This is a genomic window from Paracoccus aeridis (assembly GCF_004923205.2).
GTDB classification, from domain to species: domain Bacteria; phylum Pseudomonadota; class Alphaproteobacteria; order Rhodobacterales; family Rhodobacteraceae; genus Paracoccus; species Paracoccus aeridis.
Genome location: NZ_SELD02000010.1, coordinates 61785 through 84240, shown reverse-complemented (window position 1 = coordinate 84240; position 22456 = coordinate 61785). Strand labels below are relative to the sequence as shown.

Annotated in this window: 23 protein-coding genes and 1 tRNA gene; 14 read left to right on the top strand and 10 right to left on the bottom strand. The window is 72.0% G+C overall.

From position 1 onward, the window contains the following. Positions 1–92 precede the first annotated feature (92 nt). The 3 genes from ELI80_RS05300 to ELI80_RS05290 all read left to right on the top strand — a co-directional run bounded on the left by ELI80_RS05300 (position 93) and on the right by ELI80_RS05290 (position 1490). Positions 93–779 (top strand): cold-shock protein, encoded by a 687-nt coding sequence (locus ELI80_RS05300; protein ID WP_236641341.1) that lies wholly within the window; start codon positions 93–95, stop codon positions 777–779. 6 nt (positions 780–785) lie between these two features. Next, positions 786–1307 (top strand): DUF192 domain-containing protein, encoded by a 522-nt coding sequence (locus ELI80_RS05295; protein WP_236641340.1) that lies wholly within the window; start codon positions 786–788, stop codon positions 1305–1307. A 106-nt stretch (positions 1308–1413) separates the two neighbouring features. Next, positions 1414–1490 (top strand) — tRNA-Pro (locus ELI80_RS05290). 228 nt (positions 1491–1718) lie between these two features. Here the strand turns inward: ELI80_RS05290 and ELI80_RS05285 are convergent. The 6 genes from ELI80_RS05285 to ELI80_RS05265 form a co-directional block, all read right to left on the bottom strand. Beyond that, complete coding sequence (locus ELI80_RS05285; protein WP_136650073.1) at positions 1719–2009, bottom strand: hypothetical protein; 291 nt, start codon at positions 2007–2009, stop codon at positions 1719–1721. Positions 2010–2066: 57 nt separating this feature from the next. Beyond that, positions 2067–2240, bottom strand: coding sequence for a hypothetical protein (locus tag ELI80_RS16015; protein WP_161596427.1), 174 nt, complete (start codon positions 2238–2240; stop codon positions 2067–2069). A 66-nt stretch (positions 2241–2306) separates the two neighbouring features. Next, complete coding sequence (gene trpE, locus ELI80_RS05280) at positions 2307–3836, bottom strand: anthranilate synthase component I (RefSeq protein WP_136650072.1); 1530 nt, start codon at positions 3834–3836, stop codon at positions 2307–2309. Next, the gene (locus ELI80_RS05275; RefSeq protein ID WP_236641339.1) at positions 3836–5881 is read right to left on the bottom strand and encodes a peptidylprolyl isomerase; all 2046 of its coding nucleotides are present in this window, start codon (positions 5879–5881) and stop codon (positions 3836–3838) included. Before ELI80_RS05275 ends, trpE begins: the two co-directional genes overlap by 1 nt. Positions 5882–6002: 121 nt before the next feature. Next, the gene (locus tag ELI80_RS05270; protein WP_136650071.1) at positions 6003–7178 is read right to left on the bottom strand and encodes an aminotransferase; all 1176 of its coding nucleotides are present in this window, start codon (positions 7176–7178) and stop codon (positions 6003–6005) included. Position 7179: 1 nt separating this feature from the next. Further along, complete coding sequence (locus tag ELI80_RS05265; RefSeq protein WP_136650070.1) at positions 7180–8130, bottom strand: hypothetical protein; 951 nt, start codon at positions 8128–8130, stop codon at positions 7180–7182. 117 nt (positions 8131–8247) lie between these two features. Between ELI80_RS05265 and ELI80_RS05260 the strand changes: the two genes are divergently transcribed. The 7 genes from ELI80_RS05260 to lexA all read left to right on the top strand — a co-directional run bounded on the left by ELI80_RS05260 (position 8248) and on the right by lexA (position 14012). After that, on the top strand, positions 8248–8910 hold the full coding sequence (locus ELI80_RS05260) for an anthranilate synthase component II (protein ID WP_136650069.1): 663 nt from the start codon (positions 8248–8250) through the stop codon (positions 8908–8910). Next, complete coding sequence (trpD, locus tag ELI80_RS05255) at positions 8907–9938, top strand: anthranilate phosphoribosyltransferase (RefSeq protein WP_136650068.1); 1032 nt, start codon at positions 8907–8909, stop codon at positions 9936–9938. Before ELI80_RS05260 ends, trpD begins: the two co-directional genes overlap by 4 nt. Then, positions 9935–10651: a uracil-DNA glycosylase gene (locus ELI80_RS05250; protein WP_236641338.1), complete on the top strand. Its 717-nt coding sequence runs from the start codon at positions 9935–9937 to the stop codon at positions 10649–10651. The genes trpD and ELI80_RS05250 overlap by 4 nt, the downstream gene beginning before the upstream one ends. Next, the gene (trpC, locus tag ELI80_RS05245) at positions 10648–11451 is read left to right on the top strand and encodes an indole-3-glycerol phosphate synthase TrpC (protein WP_136650067.1); all 804 of its coding nucleotides are present in this window, start codon (positions 10648–10650) and stop codon (positions 11449–11451) included. Before ELI80_RS05250 ends, trpC begins: the two co-directional genes overlap by 4 nt. Then, the gene (gene moaC, locus ELI80_RS05240) at positions 11448–11921 is read left to right on the top strand and encodes a cyclic pyranopterin monophosphate synthase MoaC (protein ID WP_136650066.1); all 474 of its coding nucleotides are present in this window, start codon (positions 11448–11450) and stop codon (positions 11919–11921) included. The genes trpC and moaC overlap by 4 nt, the downstream gene beginning before the upstream one ends. Then, the gene (locus ELI80_RS05235; protein ID WP_136650065.1) at positions 11918–13099 is read left to right on the top strand and encodes a molybdopterin molybdotransferase MoeA; all 1182 of its coding nucleotides are present in this window, start codon (positions 11918–11920) and stop codon (positions 13097–13099) included. The genes moaC and ELI80_RS05235 overlap by 4 nt, the downstream gene beginning before the upstream one ends. 106 nt (positions 13100–13205) lie before the next feature. After that, positions 13206–14012: a transcriptional repressor LexA gene (gene lexA / locus ELI80_RS05230; RefSeq protein ID WP_136650064.1), complete on the top strand. Its 807-nt coding sequence runs from the start codon at positions 13206–13208 to the stop codon at positions 14010–14012. 373 nt (positions 14013–14385) lie between these two features. Here lexA and hemC read toward each other — a convergent pair whose 3' ends face one another. After that, on the bottom strand, positions 14386–15366 hold the full coding sequence (gene hemC / locus ELI80_RS05225; RefSeq protein ID WP_136650063.1) for a hydroxymethylbilane synthase: 981 nt from the start codon (positions 15364–15366) through the stop codon (positions 14386–14388). A 61-nt stretch (positions 15367–15427) separates the two neighbouring features. Between hemC and hemE the strand changes: the two genes are divergently transcribed. Together hemE and ELI80_RS05215 are read left to right on the top strand one after the other, a co-directional pair. Beyond that, positions 15428–16537, top strand: a complete 1110-nt coding sequence (gene hemE / locus ELI80_RS05220) for a uroporphyrinogen decarboxylase (protein ID WP_136650062.1) — start codon at positions 15428–15430, stop codon at positions 16535–16537. A gap of 4 nt (positions 16538–16541) precedes the next feature. Beyond that, entirely contained in the window at positions 16542–17411 is an 870-nt protein-coding gene (locus tag ELI80_RS05215) for an EamA family transporter (protein WP_136650061.1), read from the top strand. Position 17412: 1 nt separating this feature from the next. Here the strand turns inward: ELI80_RS05215 and hemF are convergent, their stop codons facing one another. Next, a complete protein-coding gene (gene hemF, locus ELI80_RS05210) occupies positions 17413–18279 on the bottom strand; it encodes an oxygen-dependent coproporphyrinogen oxidase (RefSeq protein ID WP_136650060.1) in 867 nt (288 codons plus the stop codon). Positions 18280–18357: 78 nt separating this feature from the next. On the opposite strand from hemF, the gene ELI80_RS05205 reads away from it, so the two are divergent. After that, positions 18358–18768 carry a hypothetical protein gene (locus ELI80_RS05205; protein WP_136650059.1) on the top strand — a complete coding sequence of 137 codons (411 nt, stop codon included), beginning with the start codon at positions 18358–18360 and terminating at the stop codon, positions 18766–18768. 3 nt (positions 18769–18771) lie between these two features. Here the strand turns inward: ELI80_RS05205 and ELI80_RS05200 are convergent, their stop codons facing one another. Together ELI80_RS05200 and clpS are read right to left on the bottom strand one after the other, a co-directional pair. Next, on the bottom strand, positions 18772–19791 hold the full coding sequence (locus ELI80_RS05200; RefSeq protein WP_136650058.1) for a class I SAM-dependent methyltransferase: 1020 nt from the start codon (positions 19789–19791) through the stop codon (positions 18772–18774). A 1-nt stretch (position 19792) separates the two neighbouring features. Beyond that, positions 19793–20122 (bottom strand): ATP-dependent Clp protease adapter ClpS, encoded by a 330-nt coding sequence (clpS, locus tag ELI80_RS05195; RefSeq protein WP_236641353.1) that lies wholly within the window; start codon positions 20120–20122, stop codon positions 19793–19795. Between the two features lie 247 nt (positions 20123–20369). Between clpS and ELI80_RS05190 the strand changes: the two genes are divergently transcribed. Continuing rightward, positions 20370–22115 (top strand): D-alanyl-D-alanine carboxypeptidase family protein, encoded by a 1746-nt coding sequence (locus ELI80_RS05190; protein ID WP_268939840.1) that lies wholly within the window; start codon positions 20370–20372, stop codon positions 22113–22115. Positions 22116–22456 lie beyond the last annotated feature (341 nt).

Genomic DNA, 22456 nt, shown 5'->3' with positions numbered 1-22456 from the left:
GCTTCACTTTCGGTTCATCACGTGCCGTCTGTCAGATGATTGCAGGATGGTGGCTCAGGGTGCATGAAGAAACGTCGGAACACGCCCAGCGCGTGTCCGGTTACGTCAAATGGTTCGATGCGAATCGCGGCTTCGGCTTTCTGGTGGACGACGCCGGAGGGGCGTATGTCCTGATCCACGGCAACGTCCTGCGCAAGTTCGGGCAGGGCTCGGTCGCCGAGGGGACGCGGATCGTCGTCGACGCCATCAGCGCCGATCGCGGCCGGCAGGCGGCGCGCATCATCGGCATCGACACCGCGTCCGAGGTTTCCACCGCCCCCATCGCCGACCTGTGCAACATCTCGCACGACGACCTGATGCGCCTGCCGCCGCTGCCCGCGCGGGTGAAGTGGTTCGATCGCGCCAAGGGCTTCGGCTTCGCCAACGTGTTCGGCCGCCGCGACGACGTGTTCCTGCACATCGAGGTCGTGCGCCATTCCGGTTTCGCGGACCTGGTGCAGGGCGAAGCCGTGGGCATGCGCGTCGTCGAGGGCCGGCGTGGCCTGATGGCGGCGCAGATGTTCAGCTGGGACCGGGCCGCCGAGGATTCGGCCGCCGCCGCGCCCCTGGCGGAGCCGCTGCTGCCGCACACCTACCGCCCCGAGACCCTGCTCGGCGACGACCTCGACGACCTGAACCTGCCCGATCACTGGAACCGCCGCGTGCCCGACCGCGCCCTTGAGGAAAGGCAGGACCCGTTGCGGGCGGCGGCGAGCTTTCCCCAGCTTGCGCGAAGGTAGCACCGATTGAAGCGCTTTCGCGTGCGGACGGCGCTGCCGGCGGCGCTCGCCGCGCTGCTGTCCGGCGCAGCGCCGGCATCGGCGCAGACCGCTCCTGCGCCGGTGTGCCGCGACCATCTCGCCACGCTGATCGTCGGCACCCGCGAGGTGCCGTTCGCCGTCGAGATCGCGGACGATCCGGCCGAGCGCGCGACCGGGCTGATGAACCGCCCGGCGCTGAAGCCCGGCACCGGCATGCTGTTCGTGTTCGACGAGGCCCGCCCGCAATCCTTCTGGATGAAGAACACGCTCGTCCCCCTGGACATTCTGTTCATGGACGAGGCCGGCGTCGTGCGTCACATCCACCCGGACGCCCGCCCGCTGGACCTGACGCCCCTGCCCGGCGCGGCCCCCGGCGATCCTGATCCCGACCGCCTGATGGTGCTGGAGATCGGCGGGGGCGAAGCCGCGCGGCTGGGGCTCAGGACCGGCGCCGTCCTGCGCCACCCGCGCCTGCCCCAAGCGACGGCCGCGGCCCCCTGCCCCTGAGCGGACACGCCGCACAATCTCCGGGCGGAAATGCCGCCACAAACCGCGCCGCCGCCCGAGGTTGCCCCTTTCGCCGCCCCCGCGCTGCGGCTACAAGTCCGGCGTTCGGGGCGTGGCGCAGCCTGGTAGCGCGACGGTTTTGGGTACCGTAGGCCGGAGGTTCGAATCCTCTCGCCCCGACCATCGCGATAGATGCGTTACAGGGCTGTAACGCCGTTTGCTTTTGCCGTCGTCGGAACCGCTTTTCATGACCTCACGACATAGATAGCCAAGCGTCCGCTAGTCCCGGAATCGCATGTAAGCGGTGCGGCCAGCAACTGGTCTACGCCGACCGCCATGCATGTTCACCGCCACAAAAGCGGCGGTGAGCCGCCGCCGTCGCTTTCGTAAATCAGATGCCCTGATTCCGGGTCAGCCGTTGCGGCCGGTCTGGCCCGTGCCCGATCCGCCGGTCCCGGAGCTTGCGTTCCCCGGTTGCCCCGTGCCCGATGGCGTGGCGTCCGCCTCGGCGCTGCCTTCCTGGACGCCGGCCTTCAGGTTCTCGTCGCCGCCATGATTGTCCGGACCCTGCCCGGGAACGGCCTGCTTCTGCTCGCGCGAGGCCTCGGCGGTGTTCATCTGCTGCTTGTTGCGCTCGGCTTCCTCGCCGGTGACGTCCTGCACAGGGTTGTAGCGCGTGCGTTCGAAGGGAAGGTTGCCCATGGGTTGTCCTTTCTGCGGTGCCGGGTGTCCCGGCGATGCGGCTGTAAGCCGCCGTATTCAGCCGACCGGAGGCGTCGCGCCGCCTGTCATGTCTTCGGGGCCCTGTGGTTCGGTCGAGCGGGTGCCGTTCGCGGGGATTCCGTCGCGCACTGCGTCGCCTTCGCCGGAATCCTGCAGGATCCCGCCCTCGGACGGCTTCTTGTTGGGGTCGCGGACCTGTTCGGGTCTCATCGCACTCTCCTTCCATTGGACTGGTCCAACGGTCGGCGCGGCGCGGGGGTTCCGCGAAGGGAGAGGTCAGCCGTTCCCCGGAACGAAGCGCGCCGCGCCTTCGGCCGCGCGGATCAGGGCGCGGGACTTGTTCACCGTCTCGGTGAACTCGGATGCCGGATCGCTGTCGTAGACCACGCCGCCGCCCGCCTGGATGTAAAGCGTGCCGTCCTTGACCACCCCGGTTCTCAGCGCGATGCACATGTCCATCTCGCCGTTCGCGGCGAAATAGCCGACCGCGCCGCCATAGACGCCGCGCTTCTCCGGCTCCAGCTCGTCGATGATCTGCATGGCGCGGACCTTGGGCGCGCCGCTGACGGTGCCCGCGGGCATCCCCGCCAGCAGCGCCGACAGCGCATCCTCGCCCTCGCGCAGTTCGCCCACCACGTTCGAGACGATATGCATGACGTGGCTGTAGCGTTCGATGATGAACTGCTCGGTCGGGCGCACCGTGCCCGTCCGCGCGACCCGGCCCACGTCGTTGCGGCCAAGGTCCAGCAGCATCAGGTGCTCGGCCAGCTCCTTTTCGTCGGCCAGCAGGTCGGCCTCGTTGGCGCGGTCCTCCTCCTCGGTCGCGCCGCGCGGGCGGGTGCCGGCGATGGGACGGATCGTCACCTCGCCGCCGCGCAGGCGGACGAGGATTTCCGGGCTGGCGCCGACGATCTGGAAGCTGCCCGTGCCCTGCCGCGCGGCGTCCGGCTTCATGTTCAGGAAGAACATGAACGGTGACGGGTTGGTGCGGCGGAGCGAGCGGTACAGCGCGAAGGGCGGCAGCGGGAAGTCCAGCGCCCAGCGCTGCGACGGCACGACCTGGAAGATGTCGCCCGCCCGGATGTAGTCCTTGGCCCGCTCGACCGCGGCAAGGTAGTCGTCGCGCGAAAAGTTCGAGCGCGGCTCGCCCGCGCGGCCGCTTTCGCCCAGCGGGCGATGCGTCACGGGCAGGTGGTCGAGGCTGCGCAGCGCCTCCATCACCCGTTCGGCCGCCTGCGCGTAGGCGGCGCGCGCGGGCAGGCCCGCGTCGTGCCAGGCGGGCGCGCACAGCGTCACCTCGCCCTTCACGCCGTCCAGCACCGCCACGACCGAAGGCCGGATCAGCATCGCGTCGGGGGCGCCGATCGGATCGGGGTTCACGTCGGGCAGGTGCTCGACCAGCCGGATCATGTCGTAGCCGAGATAGCCGTAGAGCCCCGCCGCGCCCGCCGGGATGCCGTCGGGCATGTCGATCCGGCTTTCCGCGATCAGCGCCCGCAGGCTGTCGAGCGCGGGGCGCGCGTCGGGCTCGAAGGTTTCCGACCACAGCGCCTGCCGGTTGATGCGCGCGCGCCCGTCGCGGCATTCCCAGACGAGGTCCGGCTTCATGCCGACCATGGAATACCGGCCGCGGATCTCGCCGCCGGTGACGCTTTCCAGCACGAAGCTGTTTGGCTGCGCGGCCGCGAGCTTCAGCATCAGGCTGACCGGCGTGTCGAGGTCGGCGGGCAGGCTTACGGTCACCAGCTGGCTGCGCCCCTGCGCCCAGCCCGCCTCGAACGGGGGAAAGTCAGGCGAGAGGTCCACTATTGAATCCGCGCGTTTGCGGCGGCGATCGCGGCCGCGTTGATCTGCACGCCGCGCGCCGCCTGCAGCGCACGGGTATAATAGTCGAAGAGATCGCCCCGCAGCGAATCCGTGAGCCGGCGCGATACGGCCTCGGTCGTGGCCTTTGCGTCCTCGGCGGTCAGGTCGGCGGGGTTGATCCCGTCGAGCCGCACCAGGAAGACGCGGTCGTTGGCGGTCACGACCTCGGCCTCGCCGGGCCGGGTCAGCTCGAAGGCCGCGGTGACGAGCTCGGGCTCGGCCCCGTCCAGCACGGTGTCGCGGGTCACGTTCGTGGCAGCGATGAGCTGCGGCGCGGCGACCGGGGCGGGCGCCGCGGGCTGTCCCGGCGCTGGCTGTCCCGCTGCTGGCTGTCCCGGCGCGGGCGGGGCCGCGGCGCCCGCGCCGGTCGCGACGGTCTGCGCGGCTGGCTGAGTTCCAGACGTTGCTCCAAGCTGCGTTCCGGGTTGCGTTCCGGGCTGCGGGGCGGCGGGTGCCGCCGGCACCGGCGCGGTGGACGGCGCCATCGTCGCCAGCTTGCGTTCGTCCGCAACCGCCTGAAGCCGGCGCAGCCGTTCGGCGGCCGTCCAGTCGGCCAGCACCGCCTCGCGCGCGTCCTCGAACGGGATCAGCGCCGGGGCGACGACGTTGTCGAGCCGCATCGCGAAGATCCCGCCATCCTCCAGCGGGACGAGTTCCGGAAAGTCGCTCTGCGTGATGGCCGCGGCGCGCTGGCGGAACTCCGGGTAGGCGGCGATGCTGCCGTGTGCCTGCTCGGCCCCGGCGGTCCAGTCGATCTTGCCGATCTCCATCGGCGTTTCCTCGGCCAGAGCTTCCAGCTCGGCGCCGCCGGCAAGAAGATCCTCGTATGCGGCGGTGTTGTCGTCGATCTGGCGGCGGGCCGCGTCGGCCGCGGCCTCGGCGCGGAGGTCGGGCAGCGCCTGTTCGAAGGTGATGTTCACCGGGTCGAGGATCGCGTTCATCGACACGAGCGCGGGCCCGAGGTCGGTCTGGACCGGCCCGACGACGCCCGGCTGGTCCAGCGCGAACACAGCCGCGCCCGCCGCGCCCAGATCGGCCTCTGCCACCTCGCCCAGGTCGATGTCGGTCAGTTGCAGCCCGCGTTCGTTCGCCAGCTGCTCGAAGGACGCCTGGCCCGCGTCCAGCCGCGCCCTGGCGGCCTGCGCCTCGACCTCGTCCGGATAGACCAGCCGCTCGACCATGCGGCGCTCGGGCTGCTGATACTGCGCGATGTTCTGCTCGTAGATGCCCCGCAGCGCCTGGTCGTCCAGCTGGACCGTGTCGGCCAGCATCTCGGGCGTGAGCCAGGCGTAGGTGATCTGGCGCGTCTCGGGCGCGGTGAAGCGGGGGCCGTTCGCCTCGTGCCAGGCGCGGAGCGTGGCTTCGTCGGGGGGCATGATCGGCGCGGCCAGGTCGGCGTCGGTCAGTTCCTGCCAGGCGAGGTCGCGCGTTTCCAGAAGCCAGCCCGCGGTGCGTTCGGCCACCACCTGGGGCGCCGTGACGCCGTCCGTCACGGCGGATTGCAGGATCAGGCGGGCCTGGTCCATTCGGACGTTATGCTCGAACGAGGCAGGGGTCAGGCCCTGGCTCCGCAGCACCTGGTTGTAGCGGTCGGCGTCGAACTGCCCGGTCAGGCCCCGGAAGGCATCGGCGTTGCGGATCTGTTCCGCCACCATCTGGTCGCCCACCGAGACGCCGAGCCGGTTCGCCTCGTCCTCCAGCGCGGCGGCGGCGAACAGGCGAGCCTGCACGACCTGCGGGAGGCCAAGCTGGCGCGCCTGCTCGGCGGTGAGGTTCTGGCCGGTCTGCGCCTCGAACGCCCGCATCTCCTGATCGATGGCGCGCAGGTAGTCGTTGGTCTCCACCGGCGTGTTCCCGACCTCGCCCAGCTCTCCGGCCCCGCCGCCGGCGAAGTTGGTGACGCCGAAACCGCCCAGGCCCAGCAGCAGCATTCCCATCAGCAGCCAGACGATCGTGGACTTGCCCCTGGTGCGCATGCTGGTCATGTGGTTCCTGTCCCCGTCTGGCGGCCCCCGTCCGGCGGCCATGGTTCGATGGACGCAGTCTTTATGGCCCCCGCCCCCGCCCGGCAAGGCTTCGGGCGTCAGTCCTGCGCGAGCCGGGGCGTCAGGGCCGGAACGCGGCGAGGCGGTCCATCAACGCGGCGATCCCGGCTTCGTCCGCGTTGGCGAAGGCGATGCGGACATGGCGCGCGGCGTCCGGGTCGCCGTCCGGCATGAACATCGTGCCGGGCAGAAGCAGGACCCCCGCCTCGGCCACCAGGCGGCGGGCGAGGTCGTCCGAGGACAGCGCGAACGGATGTTCCACCCATGCGAAATACGCGCCGCACCCCTTCAGCCGCCACCCGTCCAGCCCCGCCATTCCCGCCTCCATCGCGGCGCGGCGGCGCAGGATCTCGACCCGCTCACCCGCGATCCAGCCGCGCAGGTTCCGCATCCCCCAGACCGCGCCGATCTGCCCCAGCTGCCCGGTCGAGATCGCGACCGTGTCGAGGAACTTCTCGACCTCGACCAGCCGTTCGCGGCTCGCCACCAGCGCGCCGACGCGGTGCCCGGTCAGGCGGTAGGCCTTGGAGAAGGAGTAGAGCTGGATCAGGGTGTCGCCCCAGCCGGGATCGCCGAACAGGTCGTGCGGCGCGCCGGACCGCGAATCGAAGTCGCGGTAGGTCTCGTCGATGACAAGCGCCAGCCCGCGGGCGCGGCACAGGTCGAAGAAGGCGCGGATGACCTCGGCCGGGTATTCCGCGCCCGACGGGTTGTTGGGGCTGACCAGCACGATCGCGCGGGTGCGGGGCGTGACGAGCGCCGCCGCCTGGTCCACGTCGGGCACCATCCCCTGCCCGCAGGACAGCGGCACCGTGGTCACCCCCTGCATGTCCAGCCACATCTTGTGGTTGAAGTACCACGGCACCGGCACGATCACCTCGTCCCCCGGCCCCGCGAGCGTCGCCAGCGCCGCGCAGAAGGCCTGGTTGCAGCCCTGCGTGATCGCGACGCAGGCGGGATCGACCGCGCCGCCATAGGCCGTGGTCCACTGCGCCGCCACCTCCTCGCGCAGGTCGGCGTTGCCGAGGACGGGGCCGTAGAGATGCGCGTCCGCGCGGTGCAGCGCGGCGTCGGCCATCGCGCGGCGCAGATCCTGCGGCGGCGGATCGACGGGCGCCGCCTGGCTCACGTTGATGAGCGGGCGGTCGGGAGGAAAGGTCACGCCGTCCAGCCAGCGCCGCGCCTCCATCACGGGGGGGCGGAAGGTTGCGGCGAGCGCGGGGTTCAGCGGCAGCATGTCAGTTCCGTTCGATCGCGCGAAGGTCCGAAAGGTCGGGCGGCGTGGACAGGTCCGGCCCCGGCGCGGGCATGGACGGGGTGCGGGCGGCGGAGGGACGCGCGGCGGCGATGCCGCCTGCGGGCGCGGCGTCGCCCGATGCAGCACTCGGCGCGGCACTCGGCGAGCCCGCCCGCGCGGCGGGGTCCGGGGCGAGCGGGACGGTCGTGGCGATCCTGTCGGCAGCGGCTTGCAGGGGCGCGGCATCGCCTGCCGGGATATCCGGCGCCCCGGCCAGTTCCGGCCGGCGATCAGGGACGGGGGTCATAACCTTGCCGGGCGGCGGCACGGGGATCGCGACCTCGGCTACAGGCGCCGGCGGCAGGTCCGGCTCGTCGGCGACGGGCGCGGGCGCCGCGGGGGCCGAGGGCGCAGGCGCCTCCGCCGGGGGCGCGGCGGGCGGTTCGGCGGCGAGGGACGCGGGCGACGGGCTGGGTTCGTCCGCGGGCAGCACGGTGACCGGCGGCGCGGCCGTGGCGGGGGCGGCGCGCGCGTCGAGCGGGCGCGGGGCCGAGGGTTGCAGGTCGGTGCCGCGCGCGAACTCCGACCCTGCGGGCAGCGGCAGCGACGTGGCGGCGGGCGGATCGCCGGGGGACGACCCGGACTGCATGGTGATCGAGACGCTGTCCGCGGGGACCACGTCTTCGACCGGCGCGTCATCGGGCCCGGCCGCTGCCGCGACCGAAGCCTCGGCCGAAGGCTCGCCCGCAGCCCCGACCGAAACGCGGGCCGGATCGGCGGGCTCGGTCCCCGCTGGCGCCGGCCTTTCGGCCCGTTCCGTCATCACCTGCCCCGCCCCGACCTCACCTGTCCCGTCCCGCCCGGCAAGCGGCATCGCCAGAGACAGGGCCGCCAGCGCCGCCCCGCACAGCAGCGTGCCGTGCACCAGCCCCTTCAGAAATGCGCCCGTCATGTCCCCGCCTTCACCGTTGCCGCCTCACCGGCGCCCGCGCCCCGGCGGCCGCGGCCGTCTTGCCCCTGACGGAGCTTTGGCCCATCTATAGCCCACCGTTCAAGCGGAGCCACCCCCATGCCGGACCTCGCCCCAAGGCTGTCGCAGCCCGCCGTTCCAGGAACCACAAGGGTCCTGATGATCGACAACTACGACAGCTTCACCTGGAACCTCGTCCACTACCTGGGCGAAGCGGGCGCCGAGGTCGAGGTCGTCCGCAACGACGCCCTGACGGTCGAGCAGGCGCTGGCGCGCGGCGCCGCCGGGATCGTCGTGTCCCCCGGTCCCTGCGCGCCCGCGCAGGCCGGCATCATCGTCCCCCTGATCCGCCGCGCGGCCGAGACGGGCCTGCCCGTCATGGGCGTCTGCCTTGGCCACCAGGCCATCGGCGAGGCGTTCGGGGGCCGCGTCGTGCGCGCGGACCGCATCGTCCACGGCAAGGTCGACGACGTCGGCCACGACGGCACCGGCCTTTTCGCCGGCCTGCCCTCGCCGCTCCGCGCGACGCGCTACCATTCGCTGACGGTCTGCCCGGGCAGCCTGCCCGATTGCCTGCGCGTAACCGCGACGGCGGCCGACGGCACCATCATGGGCCTTGCCCACCGGACGCTGCCGATCGAGGGCGTGCAGTTCCACCCCGAAAGCATCCGCTCCGAACACGGGCACGAGATGATCGGGAACTTCCTGCGCCGCTGCGGCAACGCTGGCGCAGGGGCGGGCGCGGGCGCGGCTGCGGCATGACCGACACCGCGACCGACATCCGCCCGCTGATCGGGCTTGCAGCATCGCGCCCGCTGACGGCGGACGAGGCGGGTGCCGCCTTCGCCGCGCTGTTCGACGGCGCGGCCACCCCCGCGCAGATGGGCGGGCTGCTGATGGCCATGCGCGTCCGCGGCGAGACGGTGGAGGAGATCACCGCCGCCGCCGCCGCCATGCGCGCGCGGATGAACCGCATCACCGCGCCCGAAGGCGCGATCGACATCGTCGGCACCGGGGGCGACGGCAAGGGGACGCTGAACATCTCGACCGCAACGGCCTTCGTGGTGGCCGGGGCGGGCGTTCCGGTCGCCAAGCACGGCAACCGGAACCTGTCGTCGAAATCGGGCAGCGCCGACGCGCTGACGCATCTCGGGCTCAACGTCATGGGCGCGCCCGACGCGTCGCAGCGCGCGATCGAGAGCTGCGGCATCTGCTTCATGATGGCGACGATGCACCACCCCTCGATGCGCAACGTGGGGCCCGCGCGGGCCGAACTCGGCACCCGCACGATCTTCAACCTGCTGGGCCCGCTGACCAATCCCGCGGGCGTGACCCGGCAGCTGACCGGCACCTTCTCGACCGACTGGCTGCGCCCGATGGCCGAGGTGCTGCGCGAACTCGGCTCGCGCTCGGTGTGGATCGTCCACGGCGGCGACGGCACCGACGAGCTGTCGATCGCCGCCCCCAGCCGCGTCGCGCAGCTGAAGGACGGCGCGGTGACGGAGTTCGAGATCTCGCCCGAGGATGCTGGCCTGCCCGTCCATCCCTTCGACGACATCGTCGGCGGCGAGCCCGCGCACAACGCCGCCGCCCTGCGCCGCCTGCTGAACGGAGAGCCGGGGGCCTACCGCGACGCGGTTCTCTTGAACGCAGCGGCGGCGCTGCTGGTCGCGGGCCGGGCCGCCGACCTGCGCGAGGGGACGGAGATCGCGCGCGCCTCGATCGATTCCGGCGCGGCGAAGGACCGGCTCTCGCGCCTCGTCGCGGCGGTCGGGACGCCCGCGGCTTGACCGCGCAGCCCGGCCCCGCGCCTGGACCCCGCATCCCGGACGCCTGGGCGCACCTGCCCTTCTTCCGGCAAGACTGGCCCGCGATTCGGGGCCGGCTCGCCGCCATCGACTGGCTCCCCGGCCCCAGCCGCGTCTTCGCCGCCCTCGACGCCGTCGCGCCGAAGGACGTCCGCGTGGTCATCCTCGGCCAGGACCCCTACCCCACGCCGGGCCACGCCAACGGCCTCGCCTTCTCGGTCGGCCCCGGCGTGCCGCTGCCGCGCTCGCTGGCCAACATCATGGCCGAATTGCGGGCCGACACGGGGTGTGCACCCGCCGGCGGCGACCTGTCGCACTGGGCCCGGCAGGGCGTCCTGCTGCTGAACACCTCGCTTTCCGTGCCGCCGGGTGGCGCGGGCGCCCACGCCCGCTGGGGCTGGGACCGCCTTGCCCGCGAGGCCATTGCCGAGGCGCAGCGCCACGGCCCCGTCGCCTTCATCCTGTGGGGCGGTCACGCCCAGAAGGCGGCCGCGGGCCTTCCCCGCGCGGGCGACCTGGTGATCGAATCCGCCCACCCGTCGCCACTCTCGGCCCGGCGCGGCTTCTTCGGCTCGCGCCCGTTCAGCCGCACGAACGACTGGCTGGCGGCCCAAGGGGGCGCGCCGATCGACTGGGCAGGCGCCCCCGACAGCGGTTGCGCATCGCCTGTCGCGGCAGCTATCACCGGCTCATGAACATTCTCGACCGCATCAAGGCCTACAAGCTTGAGGAAATCGCCGCGGCCAAGGCCGCCCGGCCGCTCGCGGCGGTCGAGGATGCGGCGCGCGCCGCCCCGCCCGTCCGTGGCTTCGCCGCTGCCCTGACCGGCGCCGCGGCAACCGGCCCGGCGCTGATCGCCGAGATCAAGAAGGCCAGCCCCTCGAAGGGCCTGATCCGCCCCGACTTCGACCCGCCCGCGCTCGCCCGCGCCTACGAGAACGGCGGCGCGGCGTGCCTGTCGATCCTGACCGACGGCCCGAGCTTCCAGGGCGCGCCCGAGTTCCTGATCTCCGCCCGAGCCGCCTGCGACCTGCCGGTGCTGCGCAAGGATTTCCTGCACGACCCCTATCAGGTCGCCGAGGCGCGCGCCTGGGGCGCGGACTGCATCCTGATTATCATGGCGTCGGTCGACGACACCCTCGCCGCCGAGCTTGAAGACGCCGCGACCCACTGGGGCATGGACGCGCTGATCGAAGTGCACGACGAGGGCGAACTCGACCGCGCGCTCCGACTTAAGTCGCAGCTGATCGGAATAAACAATCGCAACCTCAAGACGTTCGACGTCGATCTTGATACGACGCTTCAACTCGCGCCGCGGATCACCGAGGGGCGCGACGTGGTCTGCGAAAGCGGGCTTTTCACGCACGACGACCTCGCGCGGATGATGGACGCGGGTGTGCGCCGGTTCCTGATCGGCGAAAGCCTGATGCGGCAGGACGACGTGACGGGCGCGACCCGCACGATCCTCGGCGCCGCGCCGGTGGACCGGCCATGACGCTGACCCATTTCGACGGCGCGGGCCAGGCCCACATGGTCGACGTGTCGGGCAAGGAACCGACGGCGCGCGAGGCGATCGCAGAGGCGCTGGTCGTCATGTCGCCCGGAACCCTCGCGCTGGCACAGGGCGGCGCGGCCAAGGGCGACGTGCTGGGCGTCGCCCGCCTCGCCGGGATCATGGGGGCCAAGCGCACCGCCGACCTGATCCCGCTGTGCCATCCGCTTCCCTTGGACAAGGTCGCGCTGGATTTGGCGCCCGACCCGACGCTCCCCGGCATCCGCATCACCGCGACGGCCCGGACCACCGGACGCACCGGCGTCGAGATGGAGGCGCTGACAGCCGCCACCGTCGCCGCGCTGACCGTCTACGACATGCTCAAGGCCGCGCAGAAGGACATGCGGATCGAAGGGGTGCGCCTGCTTCAGAAGACCGGCGGCAAGTCCGGCACCTTCCGGGCCGCGCCGTGATCCCGGTCGACGAGGCGCTCGCGCGGGTCCTTTCGCTCGCCCCGGCGCCGCAGCCCGAGGACGTCGACCTTGCCGACGCGCTCGGCCGGGTGCTGCTGGAACCTGCGGTGTCGCGGATGACGCAGCCTCCGTTCGATGCCGCCGCGATGGACGGCTACGCGGTCCGCTCGGCCGACCTGCCTGGCCCCCTGCCCGTCGTGGGAGAGGCGGCGGCCGGCCGTCCCTGGACAGGCACGCCCAGGCCCGGCACCAGCATCCGCATCTTCACCGGCGCGCCGGTGCCGCCCGGCTTCGACCGGGTCGTCATGCAGGAACACGTCGCCCGCGACGGCGACGCGATCACCGTGGCGGCAGGCGCGACAGGACCGCACATCCGCGCCCGCGGCAACGACTTCGCCGAAGGCGACAGCCTGCCCGCCGGGCGCCGCCTGGGTCCCGCCGACCTGGGCCTGCTGGCCGCGATGAACGTGCCTCGCCTGACCGTGGCCCGCGCGCCCACCGTGGCCATCGTCGCCGGCGGCGACGAGCTCGTGCCCCCTGGCACCACCCCCGGCGAGGGGCAGATCATCAGCTCGAACGACCTGACGGTCGCGGCGCTCGCGACGCAGGCGGGCGCGCAGGTCCGGATCATGCCGCTTGCCCGCGACAGCGAGGAAAGCCTGCGCGCGATCCTGACGGACGCGGCCGATGCCGATATCGTCGTCACGATCGGCGGCGCGTCCGTGGGCGACCATGACCTGATCGGCCGGGTGGCCGCCGATCTCGGGGTGGATCAGGCGTTCTACAAGGTGCGGATGCGGCCCGGAAAGCCGCTGATGGCCGGGCGGCTGGGTGGCTCGGCCATGCTGGGCCTGCCGGGAAATCCAGTATCTGCCGCGGTTTGCGCGGTCCTGTTCATGCAACCCCTCATCCGTCAGATGCAGGGAACGGAGGCCGCGCCGCCTGTGCGTCACGGAGTGCTGGGCCGCGACCTTCCGGAGGAGGGCGAGCGCACCCACTATCTGCGCGCGACGCTGGAGCACGGCGTCGGGGGAACCGTCGTGACGCCCTTCGCCGACCAGGACTCGGCGCGGCTGTCGCTGATGGCTCAGGCGGACGCGCTGCTCGTGCGGCCGGCCGACGATCCGGCGCGCAAGGCGGGCGAGCAGGTCGCGTTCATTCCGCTTGACCGCGCTTAACCAATTCTTCAGCGAATCAGCTTAGTCGTTGACCGGACAGGGGATTGCGCCTAGAACAATCCTCGAACATCGACCATTTCGACGACAACAGGACAGGCGGCGGACCATGCTGACGCGCAAACAGATCCAGCTTCTCGAATTCATCCAGGTGCGGATGGCCCGCGACGGCGTCCCGCCTTCGTTCGATGAAATGAAGCTGGCGCTGGACCTGCGGTCGAAGTCGGGCATCCACCGCCTCGTCACCGCGCTGGAAGAGCGCGGCTTCATCCGCCGCCTGCCGCACCGCGCGCGGGCGCTGGAAATCGTGCGCCTGCCGGAAAACCTGCGCGCGGGGATCAAGGGCGACCTGACGGCGGACAACCAAGCTACGGACGACTTGGTGACAGATGGCGGTGGCGGGCTCGACGATGGGGTGACCGGCTTCACCCCGCAGGTGATCGACGGCGACAAGCCCGCGCGCGACACGGCCCGGGGCGCCAGCTTCCGTCCGCCGCTGCCGCGCGGCGCGCGGACGATCGTCGACAGCCCGGCCACCGAGCTTCCGGTGATGGGCCGGATCGCCGCGGGCGTTCCGATCGAGGCGATCTCGGAAGTGTCGCACCACATCGCGGTCCCCAGCTCGATGCTGTCGGGGCGCGAGCATCACTACGCGCTGGAAGTGCGCGGCGATTCCATGATCGACGCGGGCATCAACGACGGCGACGTGGTGGTGATCCGCGAACAGGATCACGCCGACAACGGCGACATCGTGGTGGCGCTGATCGAAGGGGCGGAAGCGACGCTGAAACGCTATCGCCGTCGCGGCGGCATGATCGCGCTGGAAGCGGCGAACCCGGCTTACGAGACCCGCGTCCTGCCCGAGGACAAGGTCCGCCTGCAGGGCCGGCTGGTGGGTCTGATCCGCAGCTACTGACGGCCGACCGGCGCGCCTCGATCCGGAACGCACCTGGCAGGCAGGCCAGCGGAAGTTTCGTTTCGATATCGTGGACCAGATCGGCTCAGGGATCCTGAGGAACACTCCGGTCCTCGGCGCTGCTTTCTTCGACGTGGCAGGCAAGTCCGTCCTTCTCGGCGGCAACCCGGACGCCTCCCGCCCCTGCGCGAGTTCAGCAGGCAGCAAGGGCAACGGGCGCGCTCTGCCGCGTTGCGTATGGATGTCCTTCTCCGCAAGCCGGGCATACGGAGAAGGCTCGGCACTCGCGGCCAGGACAGGCAAGCGTAGTCAACCCGGCCGCAAATCCATCAAGCCCATCGCACGAACAGCCCGGGAAACCCCTACGCGCCGATCAGGACTTCGGCGGCGAGCCTCTATCGGTGCTGATGCCGGTCAGCTCGAAGAACGCGGGCGGGGCGCGGCGCAGCAGTTCGTCGGCGAGGTCGGCGCCCATCGCGGGGCCGTCGCCCGGCTGTCCCTCGCGTTCACCCGACAGGCACAGCGACCCGTCCGGCAGAAGGATCTGCCCGCGCAGGCGCAGGGTTCCGCCTGACTCCAGCTCCGCCAGCCCCGCGATCGGCGTCTCGCAGGATCCGTCAAGCCCCGCGAGCAGCGCGCGTTCCGCCCCGACCCGCAGCGCGGTGGCAAGGTCCGACACCGCCGCGACCAGCGCTGCGGCGACCGGATCGTCCGCCCGCCGCTCGATCCCGATCGCGCCCTGGGCGATCGCGGGCAGCATCTCGCCGGTCCCGATCGGCCGCGCGATCCCCGCCATGTCCAGCCGCGACAATCCCGCCATCGCAAGGAACGTCGCGTCGGCCACGCCGTCGTCCAGCTTGCGCAGGCGGGTCTGGACGTTGCCCCGGAACTCGACCACCTGCAGGTCCGGGCGCGCGTGCATCAGCTGCGCGCGCCGCCGCAGGCTGGACGATCCCACCCGCGCCCCCGCCGGCATCTCGGCGATCGAGCCGTAGAGCCGGCTGACGAAGGCGTCGCGCGGATCCTCGCGCGGCAGGTAGCAGTCGATGACCAGCCCGTCGGGCTGCAGCACCGGCATGTCCTTCATCGAATGGACCGCAAGGTCGATCTCGCCGTCGAGCAGCGCGTCCTCGATCTCGCGCGTGAACAGGCCCTTGCCGCCGATCTCCTTCAGGGGCCGGTCGGTGATCCGGTCGCCGGTGGTCTTGATGACGACGATGCGGAACGCGTCCTCGGGCAGGGCGTGGGCGGCCATCAGGCGGGCGCGGGTCTCGTGCGCCTGCGCCAGCGCGAGCGCCGAGCCGCGGGTGCCGATCCGCAGCGGGCGGGTGGGGTCGGGAAAGCTGGTGATCATCGACCCCGGTTACGCCCGCGGGCGCGCCTTGACAACGGGGCGGGCGTGGCGATGAAGGGTCATGGACATCAACCGACCGCCGCCCGCCGGCGCCGCCCCCCCCGGCCCCCGCCCCGCCAAGACCATCCTGCGCGCCCTCGCGGGCGAGACGCAGCCGGTCCCGCCGATCTGGATGATGCGGCAGGCCGGCCGCTACCTGCCCGAATACCGCGCAACGCGGGCGCAGGCGGGCGACTTCCTGTCGCTCTGCTACAACCCCGATCTCGCGGCCGAGGTCACGCTGCAGCCGATCCGCCGCTACGGTTTCGACGCGGCGATCCTGTTCGCCGACATCCTGCTGGTGCCGCAAGCGCTCGGCCTCGACCTGTGGTTCGTCACCGGCGAGGGACCGCTGCTTTCCACCGCCACGACGCCGGCCGAGGTCGCCGCGCTGAAACCCACCCCGGCGATCCACGACACGCTGTCGCCGATCTATGAAACCGTCCGCATCCTGCGCCGGGAACTTCCCGCCGAGACGACGCTGATCGGGTTCGCGGGCGCGCCCTGGACCGTCGCCACCTACATGATCGCGGGCCGCGGCACCAAAGACCAGGGCCCGGCGCGTGCGCTGTTGACGGCGGACCGCGCCACCTTCGCGGCGCTGATCGACCGCGTGACGGACGCGACGATCGAATACCTGTCCGCCCAGATCGAGGCCGGGGCCGAGGTCGTGAAGCTGTTCGACAGCTGGGCGGGTAGCCTGCGCGGGCCGGATTTCGACGACTTTGCCGTCGCCCCGGCCGCGAAGATCATCGCCGCGCTCAAGGCCCGCCACCCCGCCGTCCCCGTGATCGCCTTCCCGCGCGAGGCGGGGCCGCGCTACGCCGGCTTTGCCCGCGCGACCGGGGCCGACTGCGTGGCCCTGGACAACTCGGTCGACGCGACCTGGGCCGCGCAGAACGTGCAGCGCGACGGATGCGTGCAGGGCAATCTCGCGCCGCAGCACATGGTGACGGGCGGCCAGGCGCTGGTGGACGAGACGCGGCGGATCGTCCGGGCGTTCTCGGGCGGGCCGCACATCTTCAACCTCGGCCACGGCATCACCCCGGACGCCGACCCCGAGAACGTGGCCCTGATGGTCCGCACGGTGCGCGAGGCCCGCGAGGGTTGCGAGGCCGGCGAGGGCCGCTGAGCGCATGTGGATCGCGGCCACGCTGATCGCGTCGATCGCGCAGACGGGCCGCAACGCCGCGCAGGCCGACCTGACCGCCCGGATCGGGACGATGGGCGCGACCGGTGTGCGGTTCCTCTTCGGCCTGCCCTTCGCCGCGCTGTTTCTGGCCATCGTCGGATCGCTGCACCCCCTGCCCGCGCTGAACGAAACGGCCGTGGCCTGCGCCGCGGCCGGCGCGGCGGCGCAGGTGGCGGCCACCGCGCTGATGCTGACGGCGATGCAGCAGCGCGGCTTCGCTGTCGCCACCGCGCTCATCAAGACCGAACCGGTGAGCCTTGCCATCATGGGCGCGGCGCTTCTCGGGGACGCCCTGACGCCCGCCCGGCTGGCGGCGATCGCGCTGGCCACCGTGGGGGTGCTCGTCACGTCGGGCACCGCGTGGCGGCGGGCGGGCGCGCTGCCCATCCTGATCGCGGTGCTCGCGGGGACGCTGTTCGGGCTGTCCGCGATCGGCTTCCGCGGCGGCATAATCGCCCTCGGCGATGGCGGCTATGTGGCGCGGGCGACCACCACGCTGGTCCTGTCGCTGACGCTGCAGACGGCGATGGTCGGCGCGTGGCTCGGCCTGCGCGATCCCGCCGCGCTCAGGGGCATGGCCGCGGCGTGGCGGCAGTCGCTGGGCGCGGGGTTCCTTGGCGCGCTCGCCTCGCAGTTCTGGTTCATCGCCTTCGCGCTCGCCCCGGCCGCCAACGTCCGCACGCTCGCGCTGATCGAGGTGCCGTTCGCCGCCCTCGTCGGCCGCCGCCGGTCCGAACCCCTCTCTCCCCGTCAGGCGGCGGGGATGGCGCTGATCGTCGCGGGAGTCGGCTGGCTTCTGTGGACGGCGCGCTAGCTCAGACCCACTTCGCCAGCGGCGGCAGGCTCATCAGCACGGCGTCGGCGTTGTGGCCGGTTTCCAGCCCGAACTTCGTGCCGCGATCGTAGACAAGGTTGTATTCGGCATAGAGCCCGCGATGGACCAGCTGCGCGTCGCGGTCGGCCTCGGACCAGGGCTGGCGCGCGCGCCGCTCCGCCAGGGGCAGGAAGGCGGGCAGGAACGCCTCGCCCACTGCCTTGGTGAAGGCGAAGTCCGCGGCCCAGCCGCCGGTGTTCAGGTCGTCGTAGAAGATGCCGCCGACGCCGCGGGCGCGGCCCCGGTGGGGGATGAAGAAATACTCGTCCGCCCAAGCCTTGAAGCGGTCGTAATAGTCCGCGCCGTGGGCGGCGCAGGCGGCGCGCAGGGTGTCGTGGAAATGCGCGGTGTCCTCGCCGTACTCGATGCAGGGGTTCAGGTCCGACCCGCCGCCGAACCACCAGGCAGCGGGGGTCCAGAACATGCGCGTGTTCATGTGCACGGCGGGCGCGTGCGGGTTGCGCATATGCGCGACGAGGCTGATGCCGGACGCCCAGAAGCGCGGGTCGCTTTCCATCCCCGGAACGCCGCGCGCGGCCATCGCGGCCTGCGCGCGGGGGGCGAGCGTGCCGTGCACCTCGGACCAGTTCACGCCGACCTTCTCGAACACCCGGCCGCCGCGCATGACCGACATGATGCCGCCGCCGCCCTCGCCGGCCTCGCCGCGCCGCGTCGGGGTGACCTCGAACCGGCCGGGGGCGCCGTCGCCGCCCGCGCGATCCTCTAGCGCCTCGAAGGCCGCGACGATCCGGTCGCGCAGCGCGTGGAACCACCCGGCCGCCTCGGCCCGTTCCGACAGCATTTCCATGGGGCACCCCTTCGTGAGTTGCGCGTCCGCCGGTCGCGGCGCTACGCTGAAAGCGAACACTTCGTAAAGGCGCCCGGCATGACCCGCAACATCACCCTGACCGCGCTGGCGTGCCTGATTGTCGCAGCCTGCGGCACGCCCCAGGAACAGTGCATCTCGCGCAACACTCGCGAATACCGCACGGTGTCGAGCCTGCTGGCCGAGGTCGAGGGGAACCTCGCCCGCGGCTATGCCTGGGCGGAGCGGCCGGTGACGCGGCTGGGCGTGGGCCATTGCCGCGACTTCGTCCGCAGCAAGGACGGGAGGGTGGTGCCGACCTATCGCACCTGCTTCCGCGACGTGACCGAGATCGAGCGTTATCGCGTCCCGATCGACCCCGCGGCAGAGACGCGCAAGCGCGACAACCTGGCCGCGCGCGCGGCGTCGCTGTCGGCGGGGGCGCAAAGCGCCGTCCGCGCCTGCCGCGCCGCCTATCCCGAACGGCAGTAGGCGTCAGCGCCGGCGCAGACGCGGCCTGGCCGGGGCAGCCCGGCGGGCGCCGGTCGCGCTGATGATCTTGAAGCGATTGTCGCCGCCGATTTCGGCCACGTCGGCGAAATGCTCGGCCAGCGCCGCCTCGTAGGGCAGGTGCCGGTTCGCGACCATCCACAGCCGCCCCGCCCCGGTCAGCAGCCCCGCCGCCGCGCGGATGAAGCGCGCGCCGAGCTTCGGGTCCGCCGCGCGACCGTCGTGAAAGGGCGGGTTCATGACGACGCCGTTCACCGGCTCGGGCAGGGTGAAGCTGGTGGCGTCGGCCCAGTGGAACCGCGCCCGGGCGTCGGCGACGTTGCGCCGCGCGCAGGCGAGCGCGTCGGCGTCCGCCTCGACCAGGTGCAGCGCCTCGACGCCGGGGCGCGCGAGCACCTGGGCGGCGAGCCAGCCCCAGCCCGCGCCAAGGTCCACGACGCGGGTGGGCATCTTCGCGGGCAGATGCGCAGCGAGCAGTTCCGACGCCGGATCGACCCCGTCGGCGGAAAACACGCCGGGCCGGGTCACGAAACCGCCGGGCAGTTCCATGTCCGTCGCGGTCCAGTCCGCGGGAAGCCAGCCGCCGCCCGGCACGGTCACGCGAAAGATCTTGCCGTGCGCGCGCGACTGCACGTCGTCCACCGGCGCGAGGCCGCGCAATTCCTTCAGCATCGAATCGATGCCGTCCGTCTTCTGCCCGTCGATCCACAGGAAGGCGCCGGCCGGCAGCGCCGCGGCGGCGGCCGCGATCCGCGCGCGCGCAAGCGCCCGTGCGCGCGGCAGGAACACCACGGCCGACCGCGGCGCCGGGGCGTTCCGCGACAGATCGGCGAGCGTGGGCACCAGCGCGAACCCGCGCGCGGCCAGCGCGTCATGGTCGGTGCGCATCGCCTGAACGATGGTGGTGCTGGCAGGATCGAAGCCCGACAGGTCGCTGTCGGCGCGCGCACCGATGAGCAGCGCCGGGGCCTCGGGCGCGATCAGGTCGAGACGGGAACCTGCCACGCTATTCCTTTTCCATCGTGCACTGCAGCGGGTGCTGCTGGCGGCGCGCAAGCTCCATCACCTGCGCGACCTTGGTTTCAGCAACCTCGTGGCTGAAGACGCCGACCACGGCGATGCCCTTGCGGTGGACCGTCAGCATGATCTCGATCGCCTGCGCGTGGGTCATCATGAACAACCGCTCGAGGACGTGGACCACGAACTCCATCGGGGTGAAATCGTCGTTGAGAAGCAGCACCTTGTACATCGGCGGGCGCTGCGTCTTCGGCTTGGTCTTGACCGCGAGATCGGCGTCGTCCCGGCCGTTGTCAGGTCCGTCGGGCGTGCTGTTCAGGCGTTGATCGGTCACGGCGAAAGGCGTCCTGGGGCTGTCGGGGGCTTGGCCTGAATATAGCGCACGGGACCGGCAATGAAAGGGCACCCCGGGCATGGCGCGCGGCAGCACGGCGCCGCCCTTCGCGCGGCGGTTGAAAAATGATTGCACGTGTCGGGTTTTCCGGCCCCCTCTTCGGTGCTATTGTCTGAGTATTAAAGAATGGCGTGCAACAAAGAACGCGCCCACAGGCAGGAAGACCGGGACAGTGAAGCAGTTTATCCAGACCCTTCTGTTGGGGTGCATCGCGCTGTTTGGCGCCGTTGCCCCCCATGCCGCCGGCGCGGCCCCATTCGCGGCTTTCGTGATGGATGCGCGGACCGGCAAGGAAATCTACAGCAAGAACGCGGATGCCCGGCTGCACCCCGCGTCGCTGACCAAGATGATGACCCTGTACATGGCGTTCGCCGCCATCGAGCAGGGCAAGGTCCGGCTGGACTCCAAGGTCACGGTGTCGTCGCACGCGGCGGCCCAGCCGCCCTCGCGCGTCGGCCTGCGCCCCGGCCAGAAGATCGAGCTGCGCTACCTGATCCGCGCCGCCGCCGTGAAGTCCGCCAACGACGCCGCGACCGCGATCGGCGAGGGTCTCGGCGGGTCCGAGGCAAAGTTCGCGGCGCAGATGACCGCGACGGCGCGCGCTTTGGGGATGCGGAACACGACGTTCCGCAATGCCAACGGGCTGACGGTCGAAGGCCACTACAGCTCCGCCCGCGACCTGACCACGCTCGGGCGGCGGCTGTTCTACGACTTCCCGCAGTACTACAACATCTTCTCGCGCCGCACGGCGGATGCGGGGATCGCCACGGTGTCCAGCACGAACCGCCGCTTCCTCGACAGCTACCAGGGCGCGGACGGGATCAAGACGGGCTACACCCGCGCCGCCGGCTTCAACCTGACCGCCTCGGCGCAGCGCGGCAACAAGCGCATCATCGCGACCGTGCTGGGCGGAACCTCGACCGCGATGCGGAACGCGACGATGGCGCAGCTGCTGGATACGGGCTTCGGCGCCGTTCCTTCACAGGTGCGGGAGATACGGCCCGCCGGTCCCGTCCTGACCGTTGAGAAGAAGCGCGTCGTCCAGGTGGCGCGGGCAGACGTCAAGCCGGTCGCGCCGGTCGCGATCCCGGTGGGCGTCCGCCCCGCGGCGCGCGCCAGCACCGTCCCGCAGGCGGCGGTCGCCGCAGCCGGCGCCCCGGCCGCGCGCGTCGTGGCGGCAGGCGCTCCCGCGAGCGGCGTCGTGGCGAGGGCGAAATCGCCCGACACCAGCGCCTTCGGCCTGACGGCGAGCGAGCGTCCGAAGCCGCGCGGCAGCCGCGGCGGCACCGCCGTCGCCAAGGCCAGGGCGGGCTCGACCGACGATGCCGTCGCCATCGCGCTCGCCCGCGACGAGGTGGACGCCGGGGCGGAAGCCCGCGCGGACGCGCCGCCGCCCGCTGCGGCCGCCTCGACCTCCGGCCTTGCCGATTCCGCGCGTCCGCCCCGGGCCCGCAAGCGCGCCGACGCGGCGCCGGCCACGGCGGCGACGATCCACGTCGCCAGCGCCGAGGCGCCGGTGATCGAGGACGGCGAAGTCGTCGAGGAAGGCGACAGCAGCGACGACAGCATCGCGCTGAGCCGGTCGCAGAAGCCCGCGCGCCGGTCCGACACCATCATCCTCGCCGCGATGGAGGCGCCCGAGGACGCCCCCGCGAAACTGGAGGTCGTGTCGCGCGCAGGGTCGGGCAAGGGCAAGTACGGGGTGTCGCTCGGCCACTACAAGTCGCGCAGCGAGGCGGAACAGCGGCTGCTGAAGACCGCGCTGCAGGAAAGCGCCGCGCTCGACAACGCCACCCGCGGCATCGCCGACACCAAGCGCGGCTTCGAGGCGCATTTCGTCGGCCTCAGCAAGACGGCGGCCGAACTGGTGTGCGGCAAGCTGAACGCGCGCCGCCAGGAATGCTCCGTGCGGCCGTAACGGCCGAGGCGGGGCAACACGGAACCGGGCAAGGCGGAGTCGGGCAGGACGAGGCCGGGCAAGACGAGGCCGAGCGAGGCGGAGCCCGGCAGGACGAGGCGCCCGGAGACCGACGAATGACCGAAAAGGCGTGGCCGCAGGGCCGCGCCTTTTCCGATTCCCGCCTCGATTCCGCAGGGCGGGCACGTGACCGACCGCCGCCTGCGATCCGCCCGGCAAGGCGCCCCTTCGAAGCGGACGCCGGATCCCCGATCCCCGCATCCCGGGCCGTTTGCGCGCGTCGCCCCGGCGTGGCAGAACGGGCGCCACGAACAGGCGCCGCCCGCGCCCCGCGCGCGACT

Bases quoted from the DNA above. Each gene is read 5' to 3' on its own strand.
- ELI80_RS05285 (WP_136650073.1), bottom strand. From the start codon at position 2,009: ATGGGCAACCTTCCCTTCGAACGCACGCGCTACAACCCTGTGCAGGAC.
- ELI80_RS16015 (WP_161596427.1), bottom strand. From the start codon at position 2,240: ATGAGACCCGAACAGGTCCGCGACCCCAACAAGAAGCCGTCCGAGGGC.
- ELI80_RS05275 (WP_236641339.1), bottom strand. From the start codon at position 5,881: ATGACCAGCATGCGCACCAGGGGCAAGTCCACGATCGTCTGGCTGCTG.
- ELI80_RS05270 (WP_136650071.1), bottom strand. From the start codon at position 7,178: ATGCTGCCGCTGAACCCCGCGCTCGCCGCAACCTTCCGCCCCCCCGTG.
- ELI80_RS05265 (WP_136650070.1), bottom strand. From the start codon at position 8,130: ATGACGGGCGCATTTCTGAAGGGGCTGGTGCACGGCACGCTGCTGTGC.
- ELI80_RS05260 (WP_136650069.1), top strand. From the start codon at position 8,248: ATGCCGGACCTCGCCCCAAGGCTGTCGCAGCCCGCCGTTCCAGGAACC.
- trpD (WP_136650068.1), top strand. From the start codon at position 8,907: ATGACCGACACCGCGACCGACATCCGCCCGCTGATCGGGCTTGCAGCA.
- trpC (WP_136650067.1), top strand. From the start codon at position 10,648: ATGAACATTCTCGACCGCATCAAGGCCTACAAGCTTGAGGAAATCGCC.
- moaC (WP_136650066.1), top strand. From the start codon at position 11,448: ATGACGCTGACCCATTTCGACGGCGCGGGCCAGGCCCACATGGTCGAC.
- lexA (WP_136650064.1), top strand. From the start codon at position 13,206: ATGCTGACGCGCAAACAGATCCAGCTTCTCGAATTCATCCAGGTGCGG.
- hemC (WP_136650063.1), bottom strand. From the start codon at position 15,366: ATGATCACCAGCTTTCCCGACCCCACCCGCCCGCTGCGGATCGGCACC.
- hemE (WP_136650062.1), top strand. From the start codon at position 15,428: ATGGACATCAACCGACCGCCGCCCGCCGGCGCCGCCCCCCCCGGCCCC.
- ELI80_RS05215 (WP_136650061.1), top strand. From the start codon at position 16,542: ATGTGGATCGCGGCCACGCTGATCGCGTCGATCGCGCAGACGGGCCGC.
- hemF (WP_136650060.1), bottom strand. From the start codon at position 18,279: ATGGAAATGCTGTCGGAACGGGCCGAGGCGGCCGGGTGGTTCCACGCG.
- ELI80_RS05205 (WP_136650059.1), top strand. From the start codon at position 18,358: ATGACCCGCAACATCACCCTGACCGCGCTGGCGTGCCTGATTGTCGCA.